Genomic DNA, 23,041 nt, shown 5'->3' on the forward strand with positions numbered 1-23,041 from the left:
GGCGGCTGGCCTGAACCAGCCGAGCCCGACCGACGGCGCGGCTTTGCCGCGACGCTACCTCCTCACTTACTTCCACTAACCTCGCCTCCCGCGCCCGCGGAACCCAAGCGACCCCTCATCGTTCCTGATATGTCCACAACGGAGATAGATCATGAGCGAGCGGGAACTGATCGAGCCGCACAAGGGCGACAAACGCTATCAGCGGCGCAATGAGGACGGCACCTTCGGCGAGAGCGACGATGTTTCCGAGTCCCTGTCACAGGACGTAAAGCAGCACGCCAAGACCAAGAAACCAAGAAATGAAGCGACAAGGGCGACTGAACGCCTGACCTCCGACTCGCGCGACATGGAGTTGCGCACCGCCGATAAGCTCGAATTAGTCCTCGCCGCCCGCCACGGCACCTTCGTCGAAGATCTGAGCATCGGACGCTGAGCCTGACGGACTATTCGCCGAAGGGGCACAACCCGCGACCGTTGACGGAGTTAACTTCGGTCACTTCAAGTTTCCCGTCTGGGCGACCGGAGGCAACGTCATCGCGAGAGAAATTCGGCACGCCCCGGGCGTTTTCTTGTGACAGCAGATAACGAGGCGTCCACCATAAGTGCTGACGCACGCCTAACATCACAGCACCCGTACTGGCGTTAGAGGGTGACGGCTTTTCCTCCCCTCCCGCACGCGGGAGGGGAGTCGCTCCTACCGACGCCAGCCTATGCTGCTGTCTCGGCTGAATCCGCGCGCAGCGAGGCGGAGATTCTGCGTTGATGTCGTTCCAGTGCGATCAGCAGGAACAGGAACATCAGGACGACGAATACTCCGACCACTCGGACTGCCATCCACAACCGAGTCGAACCGTCCTGATTATCGGCGGCAATTTCGGCCCGCTGCATGTTAGCGCTGCCGGCATTTGCACGTCTTCTTTCAAGAAGAAGATCGAAATAGCGGTCCTGATAGGCGCCTAGTAGGTCGGTATGGCTCATCACGCCGTCGGGAAGTTTTGTCTCATCGACCGTGCGGGTGAACGGAACAGTACGGGTGTCATATGTAAGGCACTCGTCGAAGTAATACGCGTAGTAGCTGCAGTAGCGTTGTTCGCGAGTCCCTTTGATCGTCCGAGAAACCTTCGTCATTTTTGCGGACTGATATGCCTTCAGGCGATCGACAGTCGATTTGCTCGAAGCAACAGTTGTCAGCGTGTCGAGCCAAGATTCTAGGTCTGCCTTGTCCACTGCGTAATCAAGGCTCCCATCGCGAATGCTTTCTAACCTTTCCGAGCTGTTGACATAGCGTGCGTCGAACGCTTCTGCATCTAGGCGCTTGTCTTCAGGCCGCTTGAAAGCCTCGAACTTCGAACTAAACAGTGCCAAATAGCGTTTGGTGAAGTCCGCATAATAGCGCTTTTCGTCCGCAAACGGATCGGAGTTCTCGGCTGCGTCTGAATTGGCCGGGCGTGTCGTATCGATTTTGGTGACCTCTTCGGGCGACACCGATGCGGGAACCTCCTTGACGGTCTCCACATCCAGCGAGGCCTTGTAGACGCCGCTGATTGCCAGCCACGCTGCATAAACAACGAGAAGCGTGGCTGCCACCAGCGCGATTGCTCTGATGACGCCGAGGTAAATCCGCTCCAGCTTGTTCAATAGGCTTCCAGCCCTTGCCCGGGCGCTAAGCGCCACATCGTTCTCTTCGTCGACCATGCATTTCCCCCCTGTTACTCGCCGACTGACGTCAGCTACTCAAAAGGCTACAATGGAATTCCGACGAAACAATGCTCAAATCACAGGACCAAGCCTCTTCAGCCTTTTGGCTCGGTTCGCGCTGTTGGTTTCCAGATATTCTCGGGCATTCGCTTTCACCCATCGCCTCGTCAACGAGGCGGCGTCCGTTGGACGCGGAACTGACTCTTGCGGCTATCGCTTTTCTCCTTCGACCTCAGCACGAAGGAGCAGGAGCAATGACCGACAGCCAGGGCGAAGCGCGGGTTTGGGAGTTGATGGAGAAGATCGGCTTTTGCATGCTCTCCAGCCTCGATGTGCCGGAGGGGCGCGCGTCGGCGGCCGGGACGAACGACCTCCTAATCCGCTCGCGGCCGATGGCGGCGCATGTTTGCCGGGAGGAGAACACCATCTACTTCCTGACCGATGCCGACAGTGCGAAGGACGAGGACATCGCGGCGCGGCCTCAGGTCAATCTCGCCTTCGCCGATACGTCGAAGCAGAGCTATGTCTCGCTGACCGGCCGGGCGGCGGTGTCGAACGATCGGGAGAAGATCAGGAAGCTTTTCTCCACCCCGGCCAAGGCCTGGTGGGATTCGCCCGAGGATCCCTCGATCCGCGTCCTCAAGGTCACGCCCCACGACGCGCAATATTGGGACAGCCCGGGGATGGTGCGCAGCTACATCAAGATGGCCGCCGCCGCCGTCTCCGACGCGCGGCCGGACCTGGGCGACAATGAGAAGGTCGATATGGACGCGCGGGTCTGAGGGAACGGCTGGAGGGCCGCGACCATGGCACCCGGCAGCAGCCTCGGCTGGGACGAGATCCGGCGCGAGTTCGACACGGTCGTGAACATGACGCCGGCCGAGCTGGTGAAGTGGCTCGATACGGAAGAAAGCCAGTCGGTGGGATGGACCCGGAAGGGCGAGCAGGAGTCCGTGGGTCATCAGTCGGGACGGCGGATCGTCGAGATCAAGCGCAAGAAGACGGCCGAGCTCACCGACGAGGATTACGCGCATATGCGCAAGGTCGTCGGCTATGTCCGTCGCCACGAGGCGCAGGGCGGTCCGGCGGGCGACAAACGGCACTCCCGATGGCGCTACTCGCTGATGAACTGGGGGCATGATCCTCTGCGAGGAAAGTAGGAGACCAGGCCATGACCAAGGAGTTCCGCAAGGGCGACAAGGTGGAGTGGCAGACCAGCCAGGGCAAGACGCACGGCACGGTGGTGCGCAAGCAAACCTCCGAAACCCGCATCAAGGGCCACAAGGTCGCGGCGTCGAGGGACGATCCTCAGTTCATCGTCGAGACCGACCAGGGCAAGCGCGCCGCCCACAAGCCCGAGGCGCTGACGAAGAAATGATCGCGGCGGCTCCGCGGAGATCGCCGGTCCGTTAGCAATCTGGTAGCCCCTTCGCCGCTACGCTCGTCCCCATGGACGCGCACTACACATTCGAGATCGACCGCCCGCGCTCGCTGGTTCGGATCACCATGAGCGGTCTCTTCTCCCTGGCCGACATCGAGGCCTTCCTCGCCGATCGGGCGAAGGCCCATGCCGAACTGCGCTGCCTGCCCAACCAGCACCTCACCTTGAACGACGTGCGCGGCATGAAGATTCAGCACCAGGAGGTCGTCGCTGCCTTCCAGGCCATGCTGGCGGCGCCGGAATATCGCTCGCGCCGGCTCGCCTTCGTCGCCGGGCCGACCCTCGCCAAGAGCCAGCTGATGCGGGCGCTGTCGGGCCGCGACGCGCAATGTTTCGAGGACGTGGCGAGCGCCGAGCGCTGGCTGTTCGCCCCCGACGCCTGACCTCGCCTAGGCCCACCTCAAAAAACCATTTTCCTACACGGCCTCGATCGGCCTAGCGAAGCTCTGCCGCACGCCGCCGTCACCGTTGGCCCGGCCGCGCGCTCTTGCCAGGCGGGCGGGGAAGGCGCATTCCTGGCCACACACGCAGTCCGCGGAGGCGCGATATGCTGCTGATCGGGATCGGGGCGCTGCTGGTGGTCGCGGGGGTCGTGCTGGCGACGGTGCGCAACGCCCGGCGCGGCGGCCGGATGAGCGAGGCGGAGACGCCGGTCACCCACCAGCCCCGCGACACGCTCGAGCCGACCGGGCAGGGCGATCGGCTGAGCTTCAAGCCCGACCTTCCCGGCATCGGCCTCATCGTCCTCGGCCTTATCCTGATGGCGATCGGCGCCGGCTAGGACCGCGGCGGCCGTCAGTCCTCCTCGGCGGGCGCATAGTCGAAGTGGGACTTGATCTCGCGATTGCAGAACTCGCCCACGGAGCCGCCGGCGCGGTGGACGGCGAGCAGCTCGCAATATTTCGCTTTGGGCACGTCGAAATAGCGGTAGCGGCGGCCGGTCCGATCCCCGTCGTCCTGGCGCCACCACAGGTCGAGGACGCAGTCGCCGGGCCGGTACGCGGCGCGCGCCACGGCCGTCGAGTCCGGGAACTCGACCTCCGGCGGCATGTCCTCGATCGGCACGACGAGCCCCTCCGAAGCCGGCCCCTTCTCCGTCTCAACGCTCGGGGAGAAGGGGCGGGTTCAGGGGGTCAGCGGCAGCGCAGGCCGCCGCGGTCGATCTCGCGGCCGATGAGGGCGCCGGCCGCGCCGCCGAGCAGGGTGCCGACGGTGCGCTCGCGGCCGCCGTCGAGCTCGCGGCCGAGCAGCGCGCCGACGGCGCCGCCGACGATGAGGCCGGTGGTGCCGTTGTCGCGGCGGCAATGATAGCGGCCGTCGCGCCCGCGCCAGATGCGGTCGCCGCGGCTCAGGCGGCGCGGCTCGTAATAGCGGCCATAATCGTCATAGGCCCGGTCCTTGGCGCGGCGGCCGTGGGCGGGCGCCCAAGGCGGCGGATCGGCGAAGACCGGAGCGACCGGCGTGGCGACGGCGAGCGCGGCGGCGGCGAGGATGAGGCGGTTCATGGCATTACTCCCGGAGATGATGTCGGCTCCATAACGATATCTCTTTGCGCGAGGTTGCATGAACCGGGCATTAGCTGCCGCCCGCTGCTGGCGCGGAGGCGGCGGCCTGCCCTATGGCGGCGGCATGGATGAAGCGGTGAGAGCGGCGGTGTCGCCGACGGGAACGCTGGCGGTGCGGGTCACGCCCAAGGCCTCGGCGGAGCGCATCGTCGTCGAGGGCGGCGCGGTGCGCGTCTATGTCACCGCCCCGCCGGACAAGGGCAAGGCCAACAAGGCGGTGATCGCCCTCGTCGCCAAGGCGCTCGGGATTCCGAAATCGGCGGTCGAGCTGGTCCGCGGCGAGACGAGCCGGGACAAGCTGCTCAAGATCGACGCGCCGCTCTAGTCGGCGCGGATAGGACCGGGGCGACGGCGTGGCCGCGGCGGGTGGCCGTCGCCCCAAATTTGGTCACCAGCCGCGGCGGCGGTCCCAGCGATACCAGTCGCGCCGATCCTCGCGAGCGTCGCGGCGGAAGTCGCGGCGGACCTCGCGCAGCTCGCGGCGGCATTCGCGGCGCTCGCGGCGGTATTCGCGGCGGCTGTCGGCCCGGCGCAGCTCGCGCGCGCATTCGCGCTGCACCTGGCGGATCTCGCGCTGATAGTGGCGGTGGTCGCCCCAGCCATGGGCGTTGGCCGCGGTCGCGGGGAGGGCGGTGACGGCCGCGGCGGCGGTGGCGGCCAGAACAAGGATACGCATATACTCTCTCCTTCTTCGCGCCCGCGATCGACGGGCGCACAATGTCGGAGCCATCTCGTTACGCCTCCTTTCCTGAACCGGCGGGCTACGCGATGTTCATCCACCGTTCGGGAAAGCTGAACGGGAAAGGCCTTCCGCGCCGGCAGGCGCGGAGCCGTTAACGCGCTGGTCAGGGCACCGCCTCAAAAGGGCGGGCCATGGGCGACCTGAACTTATTCAACCCGAAGCGGAAGCGGCCGCCGCGGCGCTCTTCCTTCCATCGCTCGCGTTGGAGAGCCCCGGCGAGCGGGCAGCCTTATCGCGCGCGCAAGCTCGTGTCGGCGCGGGATCTGCGCATCATGGTTTGGATCGGCCTGATCCTCGGCCTTCTCGCCTATCAGGCGATGCGGCTGCCGGGGACGGAGGCGCCGCCGGTCGTTCCGCCCGCCATCGAAAGGCCGAACGCCGATCCCTATGCGGAATCGCGACGGTCCCGCACCATATTGGAGGCGCAGGAAGGCGCGTCCCCCGGAGCATCGGCGGGGCAAGGCAGAGGCCGCGCCGCGCCGGCGGCGGTGCGGATCGTCGACGGCGACACTTTCTGGCATGGCAGCGACAAGATCCGGATCGCCGACATCGACACGCCGGAGGTGAGGGGGCGCTGCGCCTATGAGCGCGATCTCGCGGTGCGGGCGACGCGGCGGATGGAGGCGCTGCTCGTCGCCGGCCCCTTCGAGCTGGAGCGGATCCCCGGCCGCGACGAGGACCGCTACGGCCGCAAGCTCCGCGTCGTCACCCGGCATGGCCAGAGCCTCGGTGACCAGCTCGTCGCCGAAGGGCTGGCGCGGACCTGGTCGGGGCGGCGGGAGCCCTGGTGCTAGGAGCGCCCGCGCGGGTCGCCAGGCCCGCGAATGGTCACCAATGTTCGCAGTGGCCATGGCGTCACTAGGACGGGAGATCGGTCAGCCCTTCGAGCAGCGCCGGGAAGCTCTCCCGCGCTTCGGCCTGGGGATCGGCGGCATCGTCCTTGCGCAGCTCCCACGGCGCGGCGAAGCGGCGGGGATCGAGCCGGGCGAGCAACCACATCAGCAGCTTGTCGCTCGGCGCGCGCTTTTCCGCGACCAGCTCCCCGCAATGCCAGACCTGCTCGGTGCGGCCGTTGATCGCGCGATCGAAGGCGAGCGCGGAGAGCCGCCCGACGGCCAGCTGCTGCGCGGTGTCCCAGGCCGAGGCGAAGGCCGGCGAGCGGGCGCGAAGCCGGTAGGCCGACCGCGCCGTCAACCGCGCCGTGGCGCTGGCGAGATGGACCGAGCCGGTCTCGGCGAGATTGACGAGGAACAGGCGCTGCCGCTCGGCGCTCCAGCCGGCGAGGCGCTTGCGGCTGTCCTCGAGGGGAACGCCGTCGAACGGCGTGGCCGCTACCGGCGGCTCCGCTGCGGACTCGCTCGCTGACTCCGCAGCCGGACGAAGGGATTCTGCGTCGCCGGCCATTGGCGCCGCTTCGCCATCGGCACGATGCTCCGCCACGGACCCCGTTTCGGCGGGCGGCAGCAGGTCGGCGGGCCAGACCTCCTCACGCTCGGCCGCGGGCACGAGCGAGAGGCGCGGCCCGCCCTCCTCGTCGGCCGCCCGGGCGACGGCCTCCTCCCGGTCGCACGCCGCGGCCCAGGCGTCGAACTCCTCAAGGCTCCAATCCCTCGCCGTGTGACGCTTCATGATCATCGCTCCCATGAGTCGCAAAAAGGAGCAGAGCAGTTATCCTATTTGGTAAGCTGTAGGAAAATAGTTTCTCCGGACCGGCGGCGCAGGCGAGGCGGCGCGGCGGAAGGCCCGTTCTAGTGAGACAGTCGGCCCCAAGCGGGTTGATCCTCGGGCGGGGTTGCATAATTTTGTGGGGTCGCGCCCTTTGCGGGCGTGCCTGGCGGAGGGGATCTCTCCGGCCTCTCCTGCCCCCTTTTGGTAACTCAGAGTGGAGGAGACAGATGGCATTCAAGCGAAAGGTCGTTCTGGCCGGCCTGGCTTCACTGGCGCTGGCCGGGGCCGCGGCGGCGGCGCCCGGCGCCAACCCCGTCAACGTGCTGAACGTCGCCCTGCCGGACGGCTCGGTCCATATCCATTATCGAGGCGAGACGCCGCCGCGCCTGGTGATCGCCGAGGCGCCGGCGCCGGTGCGGTTCGTGCCGGTGAGCGCCTATCGCGCCGAAATGGCGCCGTTCGCCACCTTTCGTCGGATCGCGGCCGAGATGAACCAGCGCATGGCGGCGATGATGCGGCTGATGGCGGCGGCGCCGGCGATGCCGCTCGACGGCGCGCCGGGCCTGAGGCTCGCCAGCGACGGCGGCGTGCCGGGCGGCGGCTACAGCTTCGTCTCGCGCAGCGTCACCCAGGGCGGCTGCACCCGCACCGTCCAGATGGTGCGGGCCGCGGGAGAGGCCGAGCCGCATGTCGCCACCCGCATGTCGGGCGATTGCGGCGAGGCGGCCGACGTGGCTCCCGCGCCGTCGGTCAGCCGCACGACGATCTGATAGGTCGATCGCCGAAATAGCAGGCGCGGAGTTTGGCACTCCGCGCCTTTTCTTCGTAGCCTCCACCTCGGGGCGCTTCGGCCATGGGCTGGCAATCGCGAAAGCGCACCACTCGGCATGGCGGTGGCTAACCCCAAACGTGAGCGGATTCAGCATCGAAGAAGAACACGTCCAGCTTATATTTCGCACGCGCGCCAGCCAACGCTTCGGCACGTTGGACCATTGCCATGTTATCGGAGTTGGCGGGATCGCCATAAAGGCTGACGAAGAGAGCCGGGCAGCACCCCTCTTCGATGAGTCTTAAAATGTGATTGTCGCTCTCAGCCAATGAATGCCCATATACAAAAAGATTCGTCGTACGCTTTTGGCAGATTGCTGCGAAGCTCTTGAAGGACCGGGTAAGATATCCGCTGTGAAGGATCCGCGCTTGCTTCGAATCCGCGTTCCCCTCAGACACAAAGAGAGGATAACGATCTTGATCCAAGGCATCGCGTATTTGGTCCATCAGAGGAATTCCCCCTGACCTTTCCCAGCAGATTTTTTGGAGTTCGCTCCCCGCATCATACAGATGGAGCCCGCCGTGCAGAAAGTGGACGTTTTGTGTGTTTGATCCTCCGTCCACGTCCCAGGCCACGTAGGGAGCATCGTAGTCGTCATCGGGTGCTCGAAAGCCATCGTCGCTGGCGAGGTATAGTGCATCCTCCGGTGGGATTAGCTTTGTGCCATCCCATACAGGCCGAGGGTCGTGCATCAGAGTCCAATACAAGAGCAGATCATAGTTTAATGTATAGATGCACCCTCTATTCTTAAGACTTCGGGCTGCGAATTTGGCGAGGAAAGTTCGCGCGGCCGTAAACTGTCGTTCACTGATCTCGCCGAGGCGTGCCGGGTGCTTTCCAGCGATGGCCCCGACCAATCCCTCTTTGAGATGCTCCACATGATCAGCTATTTTCGCGACAGGATCAGGGCTATCGACGTAAAGATGGAGAAGCCGACGCATTCTCGACAAAGCCTGAAGGACCACTTCGAAATCCGTGGTTTTCAGTATTTCGAAGGCCTTTTGAAGCTCCGGATACGCTTCGAAAAAACCTTCCTCCTTAGCTTCTTCGAGCAAGCTCCTATATGTGAAGCGCTCAGGAAAGAGGGCGATACTAAAGCCATTACCGAGCAGAAGATGTCGGCGCTCGCCATTGGTTTTACCAAGAGCATCTTCAAACGAAATTACATCAACTATCGTTTGAACTCCGCCAGCCAAAGATAAAGAGCTTCACTCTCATCTAAACAAATCGTCTTGTTCTGCGGGCTTCGTGGGATCACTAATCGGACCAACACTTTCCTGCGCGGATTTCCTGGCCGCAAGCGCCGCCCGCCGATTCAACTCCTCAGTTATCAGCGGGACAGCCTCGACTAGCGCCTGAGAATAGAACTCAAGCTGCTGAGCCAACTCGACGCTGTCTAACCTCGGGTAATCTGCCGTCGACCAAGAGCAGATTACCCGATGCACCTTTGATATGCGAGGCGCGCAAATGATCTTTGCATGGGACCCTGCGAAATCGCCGAACGATAGAATGGCGTCATCGATGGCGGTCGTTAGAAGGCGCTTCTGAAGGCGTGTGAAAGGATTGGTGGTCCAACCAATAACGAAAACGGGAGTAGGCCGTCCGTGTTCTAGAATTACGAACGTCGGCTTGACGGGAACAACGACGTCACGCGACACGCGAAAGTAGCCCACCAATTCTTGGAAAACCTGAATGCCTTCGAGGCTCTCCTCTTTGTTATAGGCGCTGAAAGCGAGCACAATTTCCCGCCCTAGCTTGCTCACAAGAGGATTCTTGATCAGAGCTACAGCCTTAAGCGCCTCTTCTTCTGTAATCCCGAAGCTGACCATGTCACCGATGATCCGGTAAACTTGGAAGAGGGCGCTCTTCGGAAACCCTAGCGCGAACTTTGCGACGGCGGTCGTCGTTTTTGCCTGCGTATCATGGATGTAGCGCGTCCAATTGGGAACTGAGGGAGGTTGCTTCAGCTTCTGCAGTATCTCTTCCAAGTCACTCATGATTGCTTCGCCTCCTGCGAAAAACTCTCGTGAATGGTCTCTATCGAAATCTCCATGCCTGGATTAAATCGCCCCTCATGCCACCACACTCTGTGCCACGGGCTACCTGACTGATGAGATAGCGCTCTCAGTTGAGAGGCCGTCAAATGAAGGTACGAATCTAAAGCTTCGTCAAAAAGCTCCTCGTCATCGTGTCCGAAAAGTTCTTTCGCTTCGACCATGGATCGTGTTGCACTGTCAAATTTATGCGCCCTAGATGTGATCGGGCCGTCACCGTGACATTTGAAGGAGTGATAAATCTCTCGAAATACCGGCCCGTGTTCCCATGCTTCTATTTTGGCAGCGGTTAGCAGTTCACCCCGTTCTATAAGTGCTTTCTCGACAATGAAGTATATGATCTTGTTGAGTGCCATGTTCGATAGGGGTCGCTCTTGAGCATCGGCTCGATCTAGCACCCAATTGGCGATTGATCTCACGTCATACACGGCTCAATCATCCATTCAATTGTTCTACTTCCGTTCTGGCGCTCTCGCATACCTCATTCCGCCGCCACGCCCGCCCGCGTGAACATGTCGTCGCCGGCTGCGCCTTCCTCGACGGTGTCGTTGGCCTTGGCCTTCTTGCGGCGGTCGAAATTCTCCCAGACCTCGTTCCAGTTCCCGCGGGTCGCGGCCTTCGAGTATTCGGTCGCGCGGGTTTCGAAGAAGTTGGCGTGCTCGACGCCGTTGATCAGCGGGGCGAGCCAGGGGAGCGGGTGGTCGTCGACCATGTAGATCGCCGGCAGGCCGAGCTGGCCGAGACGCCAGTCGGCGATGTAGCGGATGTAGCGCTTGATCTCCTTGGCGGTCATGCCGGGGACGGGGCCCTGCTCGAAGGCGAGGTCGATGAACGCGTCCTCGAGCCGAACGGTCTTCTGGCACATGTCCATAATGTCTTCCTTGACCGCCTTGGTGAGGCAGCCGCGCTCGGCGCAGAAGGCGTGGAACAGGCGGGTGATGCCCTCGCAGTGGAGGCTCTCGTCGCGGATCGACCAGGAGATGATCTGGCCCATGCCCTTCATCTTGTTGAAGCGCGGGAAGTTCATCAGCATGGCGAAGCTGGCGAAGAGCTGAAGCCCCTCGGTGAAGCCGCCGAACATCGCCAGCGTGCGGGCGATGTCCTCGTCGCTGTCGACGCCGAATTCCTGCAGATAGTCGTGCTTGGCCTTCATCTCCTCATATTCGAGGAACATGCCGTACTCGCTCTCGGGCATGCCGATGGTGTCGAGCAGGTGAGAGTAGGCGGCGATGTGGACCGTCTCCATGTTGGAGAAGGCGGTCAGCATCATCTTGATCTCGGTCGGCTTGAACACGCGGCCATATTTGTCGTGGTAGCAATCCTGCACCTCGACGTCGGCCTGGGTGAAGAAGCGGAAGATCTGGGTGAGGAGGTTGCGCTCATGATCGGTGAGCTTCTGCGCCCAATCGCGGCAATCCTCGCCCAAGGGCACTTCCTCCGGCATCCAGTGGATCTGCTGCTGGCGCTTCCAGAAATCGAACGCCCAGGGATATTCGAAGGGCTTGTACTGCTTGCGGGCTTCGAGAAGGGGCATGTTCGAACTCCTTGCGTTCTAAATTCGTCAGGCCAGCCGAGGCTGGCATTGAAGCTGTTCTTGCGTCCCTGCCGCCGGCGCGACGGGACGGGGGATACTCACCGCACTCTCACGATGCGGCTGCGGTAGACGACGCGGCTCTTCCGCGCGCCGACGCCCAAAAAGACGATTCCGATGAAATAGCCAAAATCATACCAGCCGCCATTGTTCGGCACTGCGTAGACGGCGACGTCCGGCATGAAGAGCGACAGCAGCCACGCCACCGGGAAGATGAAGCCGTGCCAGACGCCGAGGAGGAAGCCGGGCGCCTCCGCCTCCACCCCCGCCGAGGCCTGGGTCGCGCAGGCGGCGAGGAGGGTGAGGGCGGCGATCGGGGCGAGGCGGTGTAACCGTTCCCCGGCGGATGCCGTGGCCCAGCCGGACGCGCCCGGGTCCGCCACAGCCTGCCGCTGGGCCCCATTGAGGAGGTCGCCATGTCCCCCGGACATGGCTGCGGATGTCTGGGAGACATCCGCACCTCCCAATTTCGCCGGGGAACAGGGGTGGTTCACTGGCACGCCAGGCATTCGTCATAGTCCGTCGACTGTAGCTCGATCTGCTTCAGGTCGGGCGTGTTGTCGGCCTCGACCCCGCCCGCGAAGCCGGCGCGTTGGACCGACTTCGAGCGCAGATAATAGAGCGACTTGATGCCGAGCTCCCAGGCGCGGAAGTGGAGCATCAAGAGGTCCCATTTGTCGACGTCGGCCGGGATGAAGAGATTGAGCGACTGCGCCTGGTCGATGAAGGGGGTGCGGTCGGCGGCGAGTTCCAGGAGCCAGCGCTGGTCGATCTCGAAGCTGGTCTTGAAGGTGTCCTTCTCCTCGCTCGAGAGGAAATCGAGATGCTGGACGGAGCCGCCCTTCTCCAGGATCGAGTTCCACACCGCGGTGCTGTCCTTGGACTTCTCGCGGAGGAGCTTCTCCAAATGCGGGTTCTTGACGATGAAGGAGCCGCTGAGCGTCTTGTGGGTGTAGATGTTGGCCGGGATCGGCTCGATGCAGGCCGAAGTGCCGCCGCAGATGATGCTGATCGACGCGGTCGGCGCGATCGCCATCTTGCAGCTGAAGCGCTCCATCACGCCCTGGTCGGCGGCGTCGGGGCAGGGGCCGCGCTCGTTGGCGAGCATCATCGACGCCTCGTTCACCTGGGCGCTGATGTGCTTGAAGATCTTGAGGTTCCAGCTCTTCGCCATGGCGCCCTCGAAAGCGAGGCCGCGGGCCTGGAGGAAGGAGTGGAAGCCCATGACGCCAAGGCCGACCGAACGCTCGCGCGAGGCCGAATATTTGGCGCGGGCCATCTCGTCCGGCGCGCGCTCGATATAGTCGGTGAGCACATTGTCGAGGAAGCGCATCACGTCCTCGATGAAGCGCTTGTCGCCGTTCCACTCGTCCCAGGTTTCGAGATTGAGGCTGGAGAGGCAACAGACCGCCGTGCGGTCGGCGCCGAGATGGTCCTTGCCGGTGGGCAGGGTGATCTCGGAGCAGAGGTTCGAGGTCGAGACCTTGAGGCCGAGGTCGCGGTGATGCTTCGGCATCGACCGGTTCACCTGGTCGATGAAGATGATGTAGGGCTCGCCGGTCGCGAGGCGGGTCTCGACCAGCTTCTGGAAGAGGGCGCGGGCGTCGACCGAGCCGCGGACGCTGTCGTCCTTGGGCGATTTCAGCTCCCATTCGGCGCCGTCGCGCACCGCCTCCATGAAGGCGTCGGTGATGAGGACGCCGTGGTGGAGGTTCAAAGCCTTGCGGTTGAAGTCGCCGCTGGGCTTACGGATTTCGAGGAACTCCTCGATCTCCGGGTGCGAGATGTCGAGATAGCAGGCGGCCGAACCGCGGCGCAGCGAACCCTGGCTGATGGCGAGGGTCAGCGAATCCATGACGCGGACGAAGGGGATGATGCCGCTGGTCTTGCCGTTGAGGCCCACCGGCTCGCCGATGCCGCGCACCGCGCCCCAATAGGTGCCGATGCCGCCGCCGCGCGAGGCCAGCCAGACATTCTCGTTCCACGTGCCGACAATGCCCTCCAGGCTGTCGGAGACGGAGTTCAGATAACAGGAGATGGGAAGGCCGCGGCCGGTGCCGCCGTTCGACAGAACCGGCGTCGCCGGCATGAACCAGAGCTTCGAGATATAGTCGTAGAGCCGCTGGGCATGCTCGGCATCGTCGGCATAGGCCGAGGCGACTCGGACGAACAGGTCCTGATAGGATTCGCCCGGCAGCAGATAGCGGTCGCGCAGCGTCTCCTTGCCGAACTCGGTCAAAAGCTCGTCGCGACCGTGATCGACCTCGACCGGATAGGGAAGCGGCTTCACGCTCTTGGAGTCCTCCGTCGCCTTCTTGGAAGCCTTGGCCTTGGGCGCCGCATCGAGGGTTGTCGCCATGTCGTTCGTTCCCACTTCGCTGCCGCCTGAAAGATCCATTTCATTATCCTCTGTTCTTGTTCCGTTCGCCAGCGAATTATCGCCAGCTTAGGCGCTTTTCCATGGGGGCGGGGCGCTATTTTGGGCTTGTCCCCGATATCCACAGGGCACGAAAAGCCTTTATCCGCGAATATGGTGTTCGCGGGCAGCGCCTACAACGTCTAGCGTCACCCCCTAGGTTGCGCCACTACCCATTGTGCCCGAACTAAAATTGGATGCAAGGCCGTTCGCCCAATTTTAACCACTCGCTTCGTCGCATTGGCGGATTTCCGCGACTTTGCGCTGACGGTTTTCAGGGAGCCGATCGCGCGGCCTCATAGGCGGCCTGGAGGCGCTCGGCAACGCTCGGCCCTTCCCGCTCCAGAGGTGCTCCGAGATGGGCTGCGCGAAGCTCGTCCATGAAATCGTTCCACATGTCCGGCCCGCCCTCTTCGAGCAGCTTGGCCCGAACCGAGAGCTCGTGAGTCACGGCCAGGTGGCGGCGGCCCCAGGCGCCCATCACGACGAACAGGGGGAGGAGCTGGATCGCCTTTTCGGTGAGGCTGTAGATCGCCTTCTGCTTGTGGCTGGGGTCGTCGGCCCTGGTGACGAGCCCCTCCCTCACCAGCCGCTTCAGCCGGTCGGTGAGAATGTTGGAAGCGATGCCCTCCTCCGACCGGTTCAACAGCTCGCGGAAGTGGCGGCGATTGCCGAACATCATGTCGCGAAGGACGATGAGGCTCCAGCGATCGCCCAGCACCTCCAATGTCAGGTTGATCGGACATCCCGACCGCATCTCCGCCACGCTCACGAATCTCCTGTCGAAAACCGCTTGCAATATACAATCGGTAGGCGTAGTTCGCAACCAGTTGCATTTCACAAGCGGTGAAGGAAGCGAATCATGTCGAAGCTCAAGGTGGCCGCTTTCACTATCTCAATCGACGGCTATGGCGCGGGGCCGGAGCAGACCGCGGACGAGCCGCTGGGTCGGGGCGGCGAAGCCCTCCATGAATGGATGTTTCCGACCGAGGCCTTTAAAGAGCTTTCCGGCAAGAGCGGGACGACCGGCATCGACGACGATTTCGCCAAGCGCAGCTTCGAGAATGTCGGCGCCTGGATCATGGGCCGCAACATGTTCGGCCCGGTGCGCGGCCCCTGGCCTGATGAATCCTGGCGCGGCTGGTGGGGCGAGAACCCGCCCTACCATGTCCCGGTCTTCGTCCTCACCCATCATCCGCGCGCGCCGCTTGAGATGGAGGGCGGCACCGTGTTCCACTTCGTCACCGGTGGTCCCGGGGAAGCGCTCGAACATGCGCGGAAGGCGGCCGCGGGCAAGGACATACGAGTCGGTGGCGGCGTGTCCACGGTCAGACAATATTTGGAGGCGGGCCTGATCGACGAGATGCACCTGGCGATCGCGCCGATACTGCTCGGCGATGGCGAACATCTCCTTGCCGGGATCGACCTGCCGGCGCAGGGTTTTCGCGTCGCGGAGCGAGTAGCGACCGACAAGGCGACTCATATCGTCCTGAACAAGGAGAAGGCGTCATGAACATCGAGCTCTTCGCCCACCCCTTCTCCTCCTACTGCCAGAAAGCGATCACCGCCTTCTACGAGAACGGCCATCCCTTCGCGCTGAGGATGCTGGAGCCCGGCAATGAGGCCTGGGAGGAGCTGGCGCGGATCTGGCCGATCGGCAAGTTCCCGGTGCTGCGCGAGGGCGAGCGGGTGGTGCCCGAGGCGACGACGATCATCGAATATCTCCACCTCCATCACCCGGGGCCGGTACCGCTGATCCCGGACGATCCGGACGCGGCGATCGAGGTCAGGATGCTCGACCGCTTCTTCGACAATTATGTCGCGACGCCGCAGCAGAAGCTGGTCGCCGACCTGCTGCGGCCGGAGGCGGAGCGCGACCCGCGCGGCGTCGCCGATGCGCGGGCAGCGCTCGACAAGGCCTATGCCTGGCTCGATGCGCGCATGGCCGGCCGCGAATGGGCGGCGGGCGCCTTCAGCCTCGCCGACTGCTCGGCCGGGCCGCAGCTCTTCTATGCCGATTGGAGCCATCCGATGGACGGCCGCTTTCCCAATGTCGCCGCCTATCGCGAGCGGCTGATGGCCCGCCCCGCCTTCAAGCGCTGCATCGACGAGGCCCGGCCCTATCGCGCCTTCTTCCCCGGCGGCGCGCCGGACCGGGACTAGACGCGGCCAGCTGCACGAAGCCTGAGCGCCATCGGACGCTCTGCACCAGGCAAGCGATGATTCGATCCGGACCAGGTACAAACCACATTCGACAGGCCCCAACTGCCGGTATAGGACGCGGGAACCAGGGTTCAGATTCAGGGATTGAAGCAGATATGGCGGCGCGCATTTTCCGGCGGTCCAAGAACGCGATGCAGTCGGGCACGGCCCGCGAGGGCGAATGGGTGCTGGAGTTCGAATCGCACGCGCCGCGCCGCGCCGACCCGCTGATGGGCTGGTCCGGCGGCACCGACACCCAGTCCCAGGTGATCCTCACCTTCGACAGCTTCGAGGCCGCCAAGGGCTATGCCGACCGCTACGGCATCGCCTACCACCTCGTGCCGCCGGCCGAGCGCAAGCTGAAGATCCAATCCTATGCGGACAATTTCCGCTGACCTAGCGGGCATGGCGAGATCGGCGGCCTTCAGCATCGGTTCAGTGGCCAAGGCTGAAAAGGCGGCATGATCCGCGCGCTTCTTCCTCTCCTGCTCATCGCCGCCGCGGAACCGGCCGAGTTCGAGCCCGCCCAGCGCTTTGCGGATGCGGCCGCCTGCCGGACTCATCTGGAGGGACTGGTCGAGCAGGCACGGCAGCAGGATTTCGACGCGGTCGAGGGCCCCTACAGCATCGCCGCCGGCGACGTGCGCATCCACATGGTGCGCGCCGAAGCCGAGGGCCACCGGATCGACGAACATCGTTGCCTGGGGGCCGAGCTCAGCGCCCGCAGCTGGCGCCACACCATAAGCCGCGCCAAGGCCGACGAGCCCTTCACCATCGAATCCGTCGCGCGCAAGGCCGAATGGCTGAAGAAGGGAAGCGGCAAGGAGGAATAGCGCGCGTCCGTCAAACGCTCGGGCATTTCCGTCACCCCGGCGGAAGCCGGGGCCCAAGAACACTGGCGTTTGGAAGGTACAGCGACGCGCTCGTCGCCCTTGTTATTGATCGCGATTGTTCTTGGATCCCGGCTTTCGCCGGGATGACGCGGAGTGGGGTGGACCGCCTGAGTGGGGTGGACCGCCTTCCTCTATCGACCTCCCCTACGAGAGGAGGGATGACGCCAGCAGCAACAACAGCTTCACGTCCATCGCCACTCCCGCCTGGCGCTTGGCCTCGACGAAGGCGGGTACCTCCTCCAGCTTCACGCGATAGACGGTGATCTCCTCGCCTTCGGTGCCGCCGCCTTCGCCGACCTTCGTCAGGCCCTCGGCGCGGAGCAGGGTGAAGCCTTCGGAGGACATGCCCGGCGACGCATGGAAGCGGCCGAGGTCGACCATATGCTCGGCGCGATAGCCGGTTTCCTCCTCCAACTCGCGGATCGCGGCGACTTCAACCTCTTCGCCTTCCTCCTCGTCGCCGACGAGGCCGGCGGGAAGTTCGAGGCAGTTTCGGCCGAGCGGGGCACGCGGCTGCTCGACGAGCAGGACATGACCGTCGTCCACCGCCAGGATCACGGCCGCGCTGACGCCGCGAGTGCGCGAGACGAACTCCCATTTGCCCTGGCGCTTGGCGGCAATGAACTTGCCTTGCCACATCACTTCCACGGGTTCGGTCATTTCGACCGCCCTCCCGTGACGCCGGTAAAGGTTCGGGGCCAGCGGCAGGTGGAGCTGGCTGTCTGTTGATACATGCGTGAAGTCATAGCTCGATGAGGCGGTCCGGAAGCTCGTTGATGTCGGTCGAGCTGCGCGGCAGATGCTCGGCCAGCACCGCGCCGACCTTCTCGACCGCATTGGCCATGCCCTTCCCGGGGTGCCCCGCCTTCACGCCCTCGATCAGCGCCGCCATGGCATCGCCCCAGACCTCGGGCTCGACCCGGCTGTGAATCGCTTCGTCGGCGACGATTTCGGCGCGGTGCTCCAGCAGCGACAGATAGATGAGGACCCCGGTGCGGCCGACGGTGCGGCGCTCGGCCCCGACCTTGAACAGCTGGAGCGCGCGGCGAAGGACGCGGCGCGATTTGGTGGATCCCGGCGTCAGCGCCATGCGCAGCGGCATCCAGGCAAGGGCGAAGCGGACGATTAGGAATGCCAGCGCCAGCAAGACGAACAGGAAGATCATCAGCGCGCCCTGGCTGAGGCCGGCATTCCAGCCCAGGAAGGGCTGCAGCATCCACTCGATACAACTTCGCGACACGAAGGCGAGCACGGCCGGCACCAGCAGCATCGCCAGCACCGCATAATGGAGGCCGACATCGTGGTAGCTGTCGGACTTGTCGGCGACGATGGTGACGATCTCGCCGTCGCTCGCCAGCTCCGCCTTGGCGACTGCGGCCGTGACCAGCGCGTGATCGGCCTCGCTGAACCTCGCCGTCACCATCCCCCCGAGGCTCCGCCGCCGCCGAACGACCCGCCGCCGCCCGAAAATCCGCCGAAGCCGCCGCCGCCGCTCGAGCCGCCGCCCCAGCCGCCCGTTCCCGGGCCCCAGATCACGACCGGCAAACCGCCGCGGCGATAGCGGCGCCCGCGCCGGCCGCCGCGGAACATCGGGATGATGATGAAGACCAGCACCATGCCCCAGAAGATGAGCGGGAAGATGGAGCCGCCTTCCTGGCTCTCCCGCTGCTGCGCCGCCGCTTCCATCACCCGCTGCTCGGCGACCTCCGGCGGCGCCTGGAGCTGGGCGACGATGGCGTCGGCGCCGGCGATGATGCCGCCGGGATAATCATTCTCCCGGAAGCGCGGCAGGATCTGCGTCTGGATGATGACGCTGGAAAGCGCATCGGTCAGGATCGGCTCCAGGCCGTAGCCGACCTCGATCCGGACCCGTCGCTCGTTGGGCGCGACGATCAGGATGGCGCCGTTGTTCGCCTCCGCCTGGCCGATGCCCCAGCTGCGCCCCAGCCGGTAGCCATATTCCTCGATCGGATAATCCTGGAGATCCGGGATGGTGGCGACCACCAGCTGCCGCGTCGACGCCTGCTCCAGCGCCGCCAGCTTCTGGGTGAGCGCAGCCTCGTCCGCCGGCGACAGGATATTTGCGGCATCGATCACCCGACCGGTGAGTTTCGGGAACTCCTGCGCACCGGCCGGTCCCGCCAGCAACAGCCCCAGCAGAAGCGCGAGGAACACCCACAACCCTTCGGTCTGAGACTGTCGGAGCCCGCCCCTTCGTTTCCGCGGAAGGGAAAAACGCCCCTTCGACAGGCTCAGGGCGAACGGTGCGCGGGAGACCACCTTACTGCGAGTTGCCGAAATCCACCGTCGGCGCCACTTCGGCATTGGCGGTGGTCGCCTCGAAAGGCTGCATCGGCTCGGCGCCGTAGAAGATGTTGGCGCCGATCACCGCCGGGAAAGTGCGGATGAGGGTGTTATATTCCTGCACCGACTGGTTGTAGTCGCGCCGGGCGATCGAAATGCGGTTCTCCGTGCCTTCGAGCTGCGACTGGAGGGCGAGGAAATTCTGGTTGGATGTGAGCTGCGGATAGGCCTCGACCGTCACCAGCAGCCGGCCCAGCGCCGAATCCAGCTCTCCCTGGGCGGCGCCGAACTGCCGCATCGCCTCCGGGTTGTCGAGATCGTCGGGATCGACCTGGATCGACGAGGCCCGCGCCCGCGCCTCGGTGACCTGCGTCAGCACATCGCTCTCCTGGGCGGCGAAGCCCTTCACCGTCGCCACCAGATTCGGGATGAGGTCGGCGCGGCGCTGATACTGGTTCTCGACGTCCGCCCAGCGCGCCTTCACGTCCTCTTCCGCGGTCGGGATGGAGTTGATGCCGCAGGCGGTGAGCAAGAGGAACGCGGCGGGTGCGAGCAACGCGGCTTTGAGGCGAATGCGGGTCATTGACTGGTCCCTCCCTTGCATATCGTGTCTCGCGAATTAGGCTTTTAGATGCGCAACCGCAACGGGGGCTGTCATGCTGAAGGGTTTCCGGGATTTCATCAACCGCGGCAACGTCATCGACCTGGCGGTGGCGGTCATCATCGGCGCCGCCTTCACGGGCATCGTCAACTCGCTGACCGACGACCTACTGATGCCGGTGCTCGGCTGGCTGGTTGGGGACCTCGACTTCTCCAATTATTTCATCCGCCTCGGCCCGCCGCCTGCGAGCTATACCGGCGACCCGGACAATTACGCCGCGCTCAAGGCCGCCGGCGTGCCGATGATCGGCTACGGCCAGTTCGTGACGGCCGCCGTCAATTTCCTGATCGTCGCCTTCATCATCTTCCTGCTCGTGCGCGCCATGAAGAAGGCGATCCCCGACAAGGACGTGCCGACGCCCGCCGAACCGGCGGACGTCGCCCTGTTGCGGGAGATACGCGACGAACTCAGGAGCCAGGGCGGCCGGCGGGAGCCGCCGGACGATCCGGCTTAGGCTGCCTTGCGCGTGCGGCGGGTGAGGAGGCCGCCCGCCGCGATGGCGAACAGGCCCAGCGCGGCCGGAGCCGGGACCGGCGTTCCGCCCGAGGAGCTGACCGTGCCGCGGCCGATCGCCGACCCGCCGGTCATGCCGGGGCCGTCAATCGACTGGTAGCGGACGAAGAAGTCGCTGAGCGTCAGCTCGTCGAGCATGTCCGCGAAGCTCAGCGTCAGCGAACCGGTGGTGCTGTCGCCAAGCTCGACGCCGGCGGAGCCGCCGCCCGAGCAATTGGGCCCGGTGGCGCCCTTGAAGCAGACCTCGACGTGGCCGAAGCCGCTCGGCACGTTGCCGCTGGCGGTCTGATCGAACTCGCCGGTGGAGGTGGCGCCGGAGATGTTGGGATCGGTGTTGAAACCGAAGATCGAGATGCGCGACGCGTCGATCGGATCGCTCGACGTGTTGGCGACCGAATAGTCGAAGCTGTAGGTCGTGCCGGTAACGCCGGTGAGCGTGAACGTCGTCTGGCCGGTGAGGCCGTCGATCGTCTGGCCGTCGGTGAAGCCGTCATAGTCGATCGTATAGGAATTGCCGATGTCTGCGGCGGAGACGGTGATGACGTTGGCATGGGCCGCCGACGCCGATGCGAGCAGGGCCGTCACGGCCAGCGAGATCTTGGTAAAGGACATAACGACCCCCTTGAAGGTTCCTCGGGCCGACAGAAGCAACGGCCGTGCCAACCGCGCTCGTCCGCGGGACTCGATGCTTAACGTCTCCGCAACTGTAAAGAATAACGACGGCCTAACCATTTCGCGGCCGCCTTGGAGGCTCACCGGGGTTGGTTCGGCAAACCTTTAAATGCGCGCGAATAGGGCCTATATGGGCCGTGCCGGGTTCGCCCGGCTATGGCGATAAACTGCGGCGTATAATAGGCGCAGCGGACCCGGGGGCAGTACCCGGCGGCTCCACCAGGAGCTGGGTGAGTGTCGGCGGCACGCTTCATGCGGGCCAATGAGCAACCCAGTTGCTGATGGGGCCGAACCAGGATCGACGTGTGTTGAAAGGCGCTGTTTTCGCCCGGGCTGAGTAACCCGTTAAAGGCTCAGAACCATAAGTGCCAACGATAACGAGGCTCTTGCGATTGCTGCGTAACCCGGTCCTCACGGACTGAGTTATATCAGACAAAAGCGCGGTTCGGACCCTACCGGGCAACAGAAAGGGAAACCGGCGGCACGGGGAGCGCCGAGCAACAGAAGCTCCCCACTTCCAGCTATTTAGCCAGGATCTTCCTCCTTTCGTCGATGGAATCGCGCACCTTGCCTCTCGGTTCGTCGCATTATTTCGGAACCATAGCGGCGCCGTAAGGATTATAGCGCTCTCTGACTGAGGGGAGTGCTCATGAAATTCGTGTCCAAAGCCATCGCTCTTTCCGCCTTCGCCGCGCTCGCGGCCTGCGGCGGCGGGGGCGACGACGCCGCCGAGAATATCGAGGCGTCGGCCGACAACCAGGCCGACATGCTCGAGATGGAAGCGGAAAACCTGATGGATCAGGCGGAGAACACCACCGGCGCCGCCGAGATGACGCTCGAAAATCAGGCCGCGGCCCTGGAGAACCAGGCCGACGCCGTCGAGGAAGCGGGCGAGAATCAGGCGGAAGCCGTCGACGACGCGCGATAAGGCGCTTTGGGCCAGACGATGAAGGGGTTGCCGGCGACCCGGCAACCCCTTCAGTCGTTTGGGCCCTGTCGTCTTGGAGTTCACCTGTGCGGCGGTCATTCCGCCGGCGCGGAAGGATTGCCCGGCAGTACGGTCCGCCTGGTGCGGTGTTCGGCTCGGCCATGGCCGCCGCCGACCCTTTATTTGCAATCCGGCCGCTTGAGGCCCATATCAATGGGGCTGACGTCGCCTGCGACGGAATTTGACGCCTTTTCCGGCCTATCTTCCTTTTCACCGTCGCCTGCGCCCCGCCTCGAGTGCGGGATCATCCGCATTTTGACGCGAAAGGAACGGAATGGCGAAGGAAGAATTGCTGACGATGGAAGGGCAGATCGACGAGATCCTGCCCGATGGACGCTTCGGCGTGATGCTCGACAACGAGCATCGGATCATAGCCTACACGGCCGGACGGATGCGCCGGTTCCGGATCAGATCGGTGGTGGGCGATCGCGTCCATGTCGAGATGACTCCTTATGATCTCTCGAAGGGACGGATCATCTTCCGCGAGAAGACGCCCGGCCAGGGCCCCGGCCCGCGGCGGAGCGGCTTCAGGCGATAATATAGCCCGCGCGAAACGCGGACATTGACGACAACAAGGCGGCCAGAAGCCGCCGAAGGAATGAAATGAACATTGGAACAACGCGGGCTAACCGCATCAAGCTCTCCCCCGTCTTTGCGGGGGCAGGGAGCCGGCCGGCTGCCGAGCGCCGCTCCCCCACTCTTTCCGGCCGCGAACTGCGCCGGATCGTCGCCGACCTGATCGGCTGACCTCGACCCCAGCCCCTTCCGACCGGAAGGGGCCGATTTCAACCTATGGAGACCCTG

The 23,041-nt window shown here is 64.3% G+C and carries 34 protein-coding genes and 1 other RNA gene; 18 read left to right on the plus strand and 17 right to left on the minus strand.

The annotated features are described in order from the left end of the window. Nucleotides 1-151: 151 nt before the first annotated feature. On the plus strand, nucleotides 152-433 hold the full coding sequence (locus DF286_RS06825) for a hypothetical protein (protein WP_109270749.1): 282 nt from the start codon (nucleotides 152-154) through the stop codon (nucleotides 431-433). A gap of 275 nt (nucleotides 434-708) precedes the next feature. Here the strand turns inward: DF286_RS06825 and DF286_RS06830 are convergent, their stop codons facing one another. Further along, complete coding sequence (locus DF286_RS06830) at nucleotides 709-1,695, minus strand: hypothetical protein (RefSeq protein ID WP_109270750.1); 987 nt, start codon at nucleotides 1,693-1,695, stop codon at nucleotides 709-711. A 257-nt stretch (nucleotides 1,696-1,952) separates the two neighbouring features. Between DF286_RS06830 and DF286_RS06835 the strand changes: the two genes are divergently transcribed. The 5 genes from DF286_RS06835 (at nucleotide 1,953) to DF286_RS06855 (ending at nucleotide 3,920) form a co-directional block, all read left to right on the plus strand. Then, complete coding sequence (locus DF286_RS06835) at nucleotides 1,953-2,480, plus strand: pyridoxamine 5'-phosphate oxidase family protein (RefSeq protein WP_109270751.1); 528 nt, start codon at nucleotides 1,953-1,955, stop codon at nucleotides 2,478-2,480. A 24-nt stretch (nucleotides 2,481-2,504) separates the two neighbouring features. Next, the gene (locus DF286_RS06840; RefSeq protein ID WP_109270752.1) at nucleotides 2,505-2,858 is read left to right on the plus strand and encodes a DUF3140 domain-containing protein; all 354 of its coding nucleotides are present in this window, start codon (nucleotides 2,505-2,507) and stop codon (nucleotides 2,856-2,858) included. Between the two features lie 11 nt (nucleotides 2,859-2,869). Continuing rightward, nucleotides 2,870-3,076, plus strand: a complete 207-nt coding sequence (locus DF286_RS06845) for a hypervirulence associated TUDOR domain-containing protein (RefSeq protein WP_109270753.1) — start codon at nucleotides 2,870-2,872, stop codon at nucleotides 3,074-3,076. 71 nt (nucleotides 3,077-3,147) lie between these two features. Beyond that, nucleotides 3,148-3,522: an STAS/SEC14 domain-containing protein gene (locus DF286_RS06850; protein ID WP_109270754.1), complete on the plus strand. Its 375-nt coding sequence runs from the start codon at nucleotides 3,148-3,150 to the stop codon at nucleotides 3,520-3,522. Between the two features lie 164 nt (nucleotides 3,523-3,686). Next, the gene (locus DF286_RS06855) at nucleotides 3,687-3,920 is read left to right on the plus strand and encodes a hypothetical protein (RefSeq protein ID WP_109270755.1); all 234 of its coding nucleotides are present in this window, start codon (nucleotides 3,687-3,689) and stop codon (nucleotides 3,918-3,920) included. A 14-nt stretch (nucleotides 3,921-3,934) separates the two neighbouring features. Here the strand turns inward: DF286_RS06855 and DF286_RS06860 are convergent, their stop codons facing one another. Then, entirely contained in the window at nucleotides 3,935-4,204 is a 270-nt protein-coding gene (locus DF286_RS06860; protein ID WP_146193578.1) for a KTSC domain-containing protein, read from the minus strand. Between the two features lie 68 nt (nucleotides 4,205-4,272). Further along, nucleotides 4,273-4,644, minus strand: coding sequence for a glycine zipper 2TM domain-containing protein (locus DF286_RS06865; protein ID WP_109270756.1), 372 nt, complete (start codon nucleotides 4,642-4,644; stop codon nucleotides 4,273-4,275). A gap of 58 nt (nucleotides 4,645-4,702) precedes the next feature. On the opposite strand from DF286_RS06865, the gene DF286_RS06870 reads away from it, so the two are divergent. Further along, the gene (locus tag DF286_RS06870; RefSeq protein WP_243444750.1) at nucleotides 4,703-5,029 is read left to right on the plus strand and encodes a DUF167 domain-containing protein; all 327 of its coding nucleotides are present in this window, start codon (nucleotides 4,703-4,705) and stop codon (nucleotides 5,027-5,029) included. Between the two features lie 63 nt (nucleotides 5,030-5,092). Here the strand turns inward: DF286_RS06870 and DF286_RS06875 are convergent, their stop codons facing one another. After that, nucleotides 5,093-5,380, minus strand: a complete 288-nt coding sequence (locus tag DF286_RS06875; RefSeq protein ID WP_109270758.1) for a hypothetical protein — start codon at nucleotides 5,378-5,380, stop codon at nucleotides 5,093-5,095. A 338-nt stretch (nucleotides 5,381-5,718) separates the two neighbouring features. Between DF286_RS06875 and DF286_RS06880 the strand changes: the two genes are divergently transcribed. After that, a complete protein-coding gene (locus DF286_RS06880) occupies nucleotides 5,719-6,240 on the plus strand; it encodes a thermonuclease family protein (protein WP_170303943.1) in 522 nt (173 codons plus the stop codon). Nucleotides 6,241-6,304: 64 nt separating this feature from the next. Here DF286_RS06880 and DF286_RS06885 read toward each other — a convergent pair whose 3' ends face one another. Beyond that, complete coding sequence (locus tag DF286_RS06885) at nucleotides 6,305-7,075, minus strand: hypothetical protein (protein WP_146193579.1); 771 nt, start codon at nucleotides 7,073-7,075, stop codon at nucleotides 6,305-6,307. A 266-nt stretch (nucleotides 7,076-7,341) separates the two neighbouring features. Between DF286_RS06885 and DF286_RS06890 the strand changes: the two genes are divergently transcribed. Then, entirely contained in the window at nucleotides 7,342-7,884 is a 543-nt protein-coding gene (locus tag DF286_RS06890) for a hypothetical protein (protein ID WP_109270760.1), read from the plus strand. A gap of 127 nt (nucleotides 7,885-8,011) precedes the next feature. Here DF286_RS06890 and DF286_RS06895 read toward each other — a convergent pair whose 3' ends face one another. The 7 genes from DF286_RS06895 to DF286_RS06925 all read right to left on the minus strand — a co-directional run bounded on the left by DF286_RS06895 (nucleotide 8,012) and on the right by DF286_RS06925 (nucleotide 14,776). Next, nucleotides 8,012-9,139, minus strand: a complete 1,128-nt coding sequence (locus tag DF286_RS06895; RefSeq protein ID WP_207790008.1) for a DUF4917 family protein — start codon at nucleotides 9,137-9,139, stop codon at nucleotides 8,012-8,014. A gap of 18 nt (nucleotides 9,140-9,157) precedes the next feature. Continuing rightward, the gene (locus DF286_RS06900; protein WP_109270761.1) at nucleotides 9,158-9,940 is read right to left on the minus strand and encodes a hypothetical protein; all 783 of its coding nucleotides are present in this window, start codon (nucleotides 9,938-9,940) and stop codon (nucleotides 9,158-9,160) included. Then, nucleotides 9,937-10,353 carry a Panacea domain-containing protein gene (locus tag DF286_RS06905; RefSeq protein WP_109270762.1) on the minus strand — a complete coding sequence of 139 codons (417 nt, stop codon included), beginning with the start codon at nucleotides 10,351-10,353 and terminating at the stop codon, nucleotides 9,937-9,939. The genes DF286_RS06900 and DF286_RS06905 overlap by 4 nt, the downstream gene beginning before the upstream one ends. Nucleotides 10,354-10,478: 125 nt before the next feature. Next, entirely contained in the window at nucleotides 10,479-11,531 is a 1,053-nt protein-coding gene (locus DF286_RS06910) for a ribonucleotide-diphosphate reductase subunit beta (RefSeq protein WP_109270763.1), read from the minus strand. 98 nt (nucleotides 11,532-11,629) lie between these two features. Continuing rightward, nucleotides 11,630-12,019, minus strand: coding sequence for a hypothetical protein (locus DF286_RS06915; protein ID WP_243444751.1), 390 nt, complete (start codon nucleotides 12,017-12,019; stop codon nucleotides 11,630-11,632). A gap of 59 nt (nucleotides 12,020-12,078) precedes the next feature. Then, entirely contained in the window at nucleotides 12,079-13,986 is a 1,908-nt protein-coding gene (locus tag DF286_RS06920) for a ribonucleoside-diphosphate reductase subunit alpha (protein ID WP_109270764.1), read from the minus strand. A 292-nt stretch (nucleotides 13,987-14,278) separates the two neighbouring features. Then, nucleotides 14,279-14,776 carry a winged helix-turn-helix transcriptional regulator gene (locus tag DF286_RS06925; RefSeq protein ID WP_243444752.1) on the minus strand — a complete coding sequence of 166 codons (498 nt, stop codon included), beginning with the start codon at nucleotides 14,774-14,776 and terminating at the stop codon, nucleotides 14,279-14,281. 90 nt (nucleotides 14,777-14,866) lie between these two features. On the opposite strand from DF286_RS06925, the gene DF286_RS06930 reads away from it, so the two are divergent. The 4 genes from DF286_RS06930 (at nucleotide 14,867) to DF286_RS06945 (ending at nucleotide 17,039) form a co-directional block, all read left to right on the plus strand. Next, complete coding sequence (locus DF286_RS06930; protein ID WP_109270765.1) at nucleotides 14,867-15,517, plus strand: dihydrofolate reductase family protein; 651 nt, start codon at nucleotides 14,867-14,869, stop codon at nucleotides 15,515-15,517. Beyond that, nucleotides 15,514-16,167 (plus strand): glutathione S-transferase family protein, encoded by a 654-nt coding sequence (locus tag DF286_RS06935; protein ID WP_109270766.1) that lies wholly within the window; start codon nucleotides 15,514-15,516, stop codon nucleotides 16,165-16,167. The genes DF286_RS06930 and DF286_RS06935 overlap by 4 nt, the downstream gene beginning before the upstream one ends. Before the next feature lie 155 nt (nucleotides 16,168-16,322). Next, nucleotides 16,323-16,601 (plus strand): ETC complex I subunit, encoded by a 279-nt coding sequence (locus DF286_RS06940; RefSeq protein WP_109270767.1) that lies wholly within the window; start codon nucleotides 16,323-16,325, stop codon nucleotides 16,599-16,601. A 66-nt stretch (nucleotides 16,602-16,667) separates the two neighbouring features. Then, nucleotides 16,668-17,039 (plus strand): hypothetical protein, encoded by a 372-nt coding sequence (locus tag DF286_RS06945; RefSeq protein ID WP_109270768.1) that lies wholly within the window; start codon nucleotides 16,668-16,670, stop codon nucleotides 17,037-17,039. A gap of 204 nt (nucleotides 17,040-17,243) precedes the next feature. On the opposite strand, the gene DF286_RS06950 is transcribed toward DF286_RS06945, so the two are convergent. The 4 genes from DF286_RS06950 to DF286_RS06965 all read right to left on the minus strand — a co-directional run bounded on the left by DF286_RS06950 (nucleotide 17,244) and on the right by DF286_RS06965 (nucleotide 19,986). Continuing rightward, nucleotides 17,244-17,759 (minus strand): NUDIX hydrolase, encoded by a 516-nt coding sequence (locus DF286_RS06950; RefSeq protein WP_109270769.1) that lies wholly within the window; start codon nucleotides 17,757-17,759, stop codon nucleotides 17,244-17,246. Nucleotides 17,760-17,841: 82 nt separating this feature from the next. After that, a complete protein-coding gene (locus DF286_RS06955) occupies nucleotides 17,842-18,522 on the minus strand; it encodes a TPM domain-containing protein (protein ID WP_109270770.1) in 681 nt (226 codons plus the stop codon). After that, nucleotides 18,516-19,280, minus strand: coding sequence for a TPM domain-containing protein (locus DF286_RS06960; protein ID WP_243444753.1), 765 nt, complete (start codon nucleotides 19,278-19,280; stop codon nucleotides 18,516-18,518). The genes DF286_RS06955 and DF286_RS06960 overlap by 7 nt, the downstream gene beginning before the upstream one ends. Nucleotides 19,281-19,380: 100 nt before the next feature. After that, a complete protein-coding gene (locus tag DF286_RS06965; RefSeq protein WP_109270772.1) occupies nucleotides 19,381-19,986 on the minus strand; it encodes a LemA family protein in 606 nt (201 codons plus the stop codon). A gap of 73 nt (nucleotides 19,987-20,059) precedes the next feature. On the opposite strand from DF286_RS06965, the gene mscL reads away from it, so the two are divergent. Then, nucleotides 20,060-20,518 carry a large conductance mechanosensitive channel protein MscL gene (gene mscL, locus DF286_RS06970; RefSeq protein WP_109270773.1) on the plus strand — a complete coding sequence of 153 codons (459 nt, stop codon included), beginning with the start codon at nucleotides 20,060-20,062 and terminating at the stop codon, nucleotides 20,516-20,518. Here mscL and DF286_RS06975 read toward each other — a convergent pair. Continuing rightward, complete coding sequence (locus DF286_RS06975; protein WP_109270774.1) at nucleotides 20,515-21,189, minus strand: cistern family PEP-CTERM protein; 675 nt, start codon at nucleotides 21,187-21,189, stop codon at nucleotides 20,515-20,517. The genes mscL and DF286_RS06975 overlap by 4 nt on opposite strands. A gap of 160 nt (nucleotides 21,190-21,349) precedes the next feature. Here DF286_RS06975 and ssrA point away from each other — a divergent pair. From ssrA to DF286_RS15115, 4 genes are all read left to right on the plus strand, one after another. Beyond that, nucleotides 21,350-21,726, plus strand: a transfer-messenger RNA (tmRNA) gene (gene ssrA, locus DF286_RS06980). A gap of 172 nt (nucleotides 21,727-21,898) precedes the next feature. Then, the gene (locus tag DF286_RS06985; RefSeq protein ID WP_109270775.1) at nucleotides 21,899-22,177 is read left to right on the plus strand and encodes a hypothetical protein; all 279 of its coding nucleotides are present in this window, start codon (nucleotides 21,899-21,901) and stop codon (nucleotides 22,175-22,177) included. 334 nt (nucleotides 22,178-22,511) lie between these two features. Further along, the gene (infA, locus tag DF286_RS06990; protein ID WP_109270776.1) at nucleotides 22,512-22,775 is read left to right on the plus strand and encodes a translation initiation factor IF-1; all 264 of its coding nucleotides are present in this window, start codon (nucleotides 22,512-22,514) and stop codon (nucleotides 22,773-22,775) included. Between the two features lie 65 nt (nucleotides 22,776-22,840). Beyond that, nucleotides 22,841-22,984 (plus strand): hypothetical protein, encoded by a 144-nt coding sequence (locus DF286_RS15115; protein ID WP_158274638.1) that lies wholly within the window; start codon nucleotides 22,841-22,843, stop codon nucleotides 22,982-22,984. The last annotated feature ends 57 nt before the right edge of the window (nucleotides 22,985-23,041 follow it).

The organism is Sphingosinicella humi (genome assembly GCF_003129465.1).
In the GTDB taxonomy this organism is placed as follows: domain Bacteria; phylum Pseudomonadota; class Alphaproteobacteria; order Sphingomonadales; family Sphingomonadaceae; genus Allosphingosinicella; species Allosphingosinicella humi.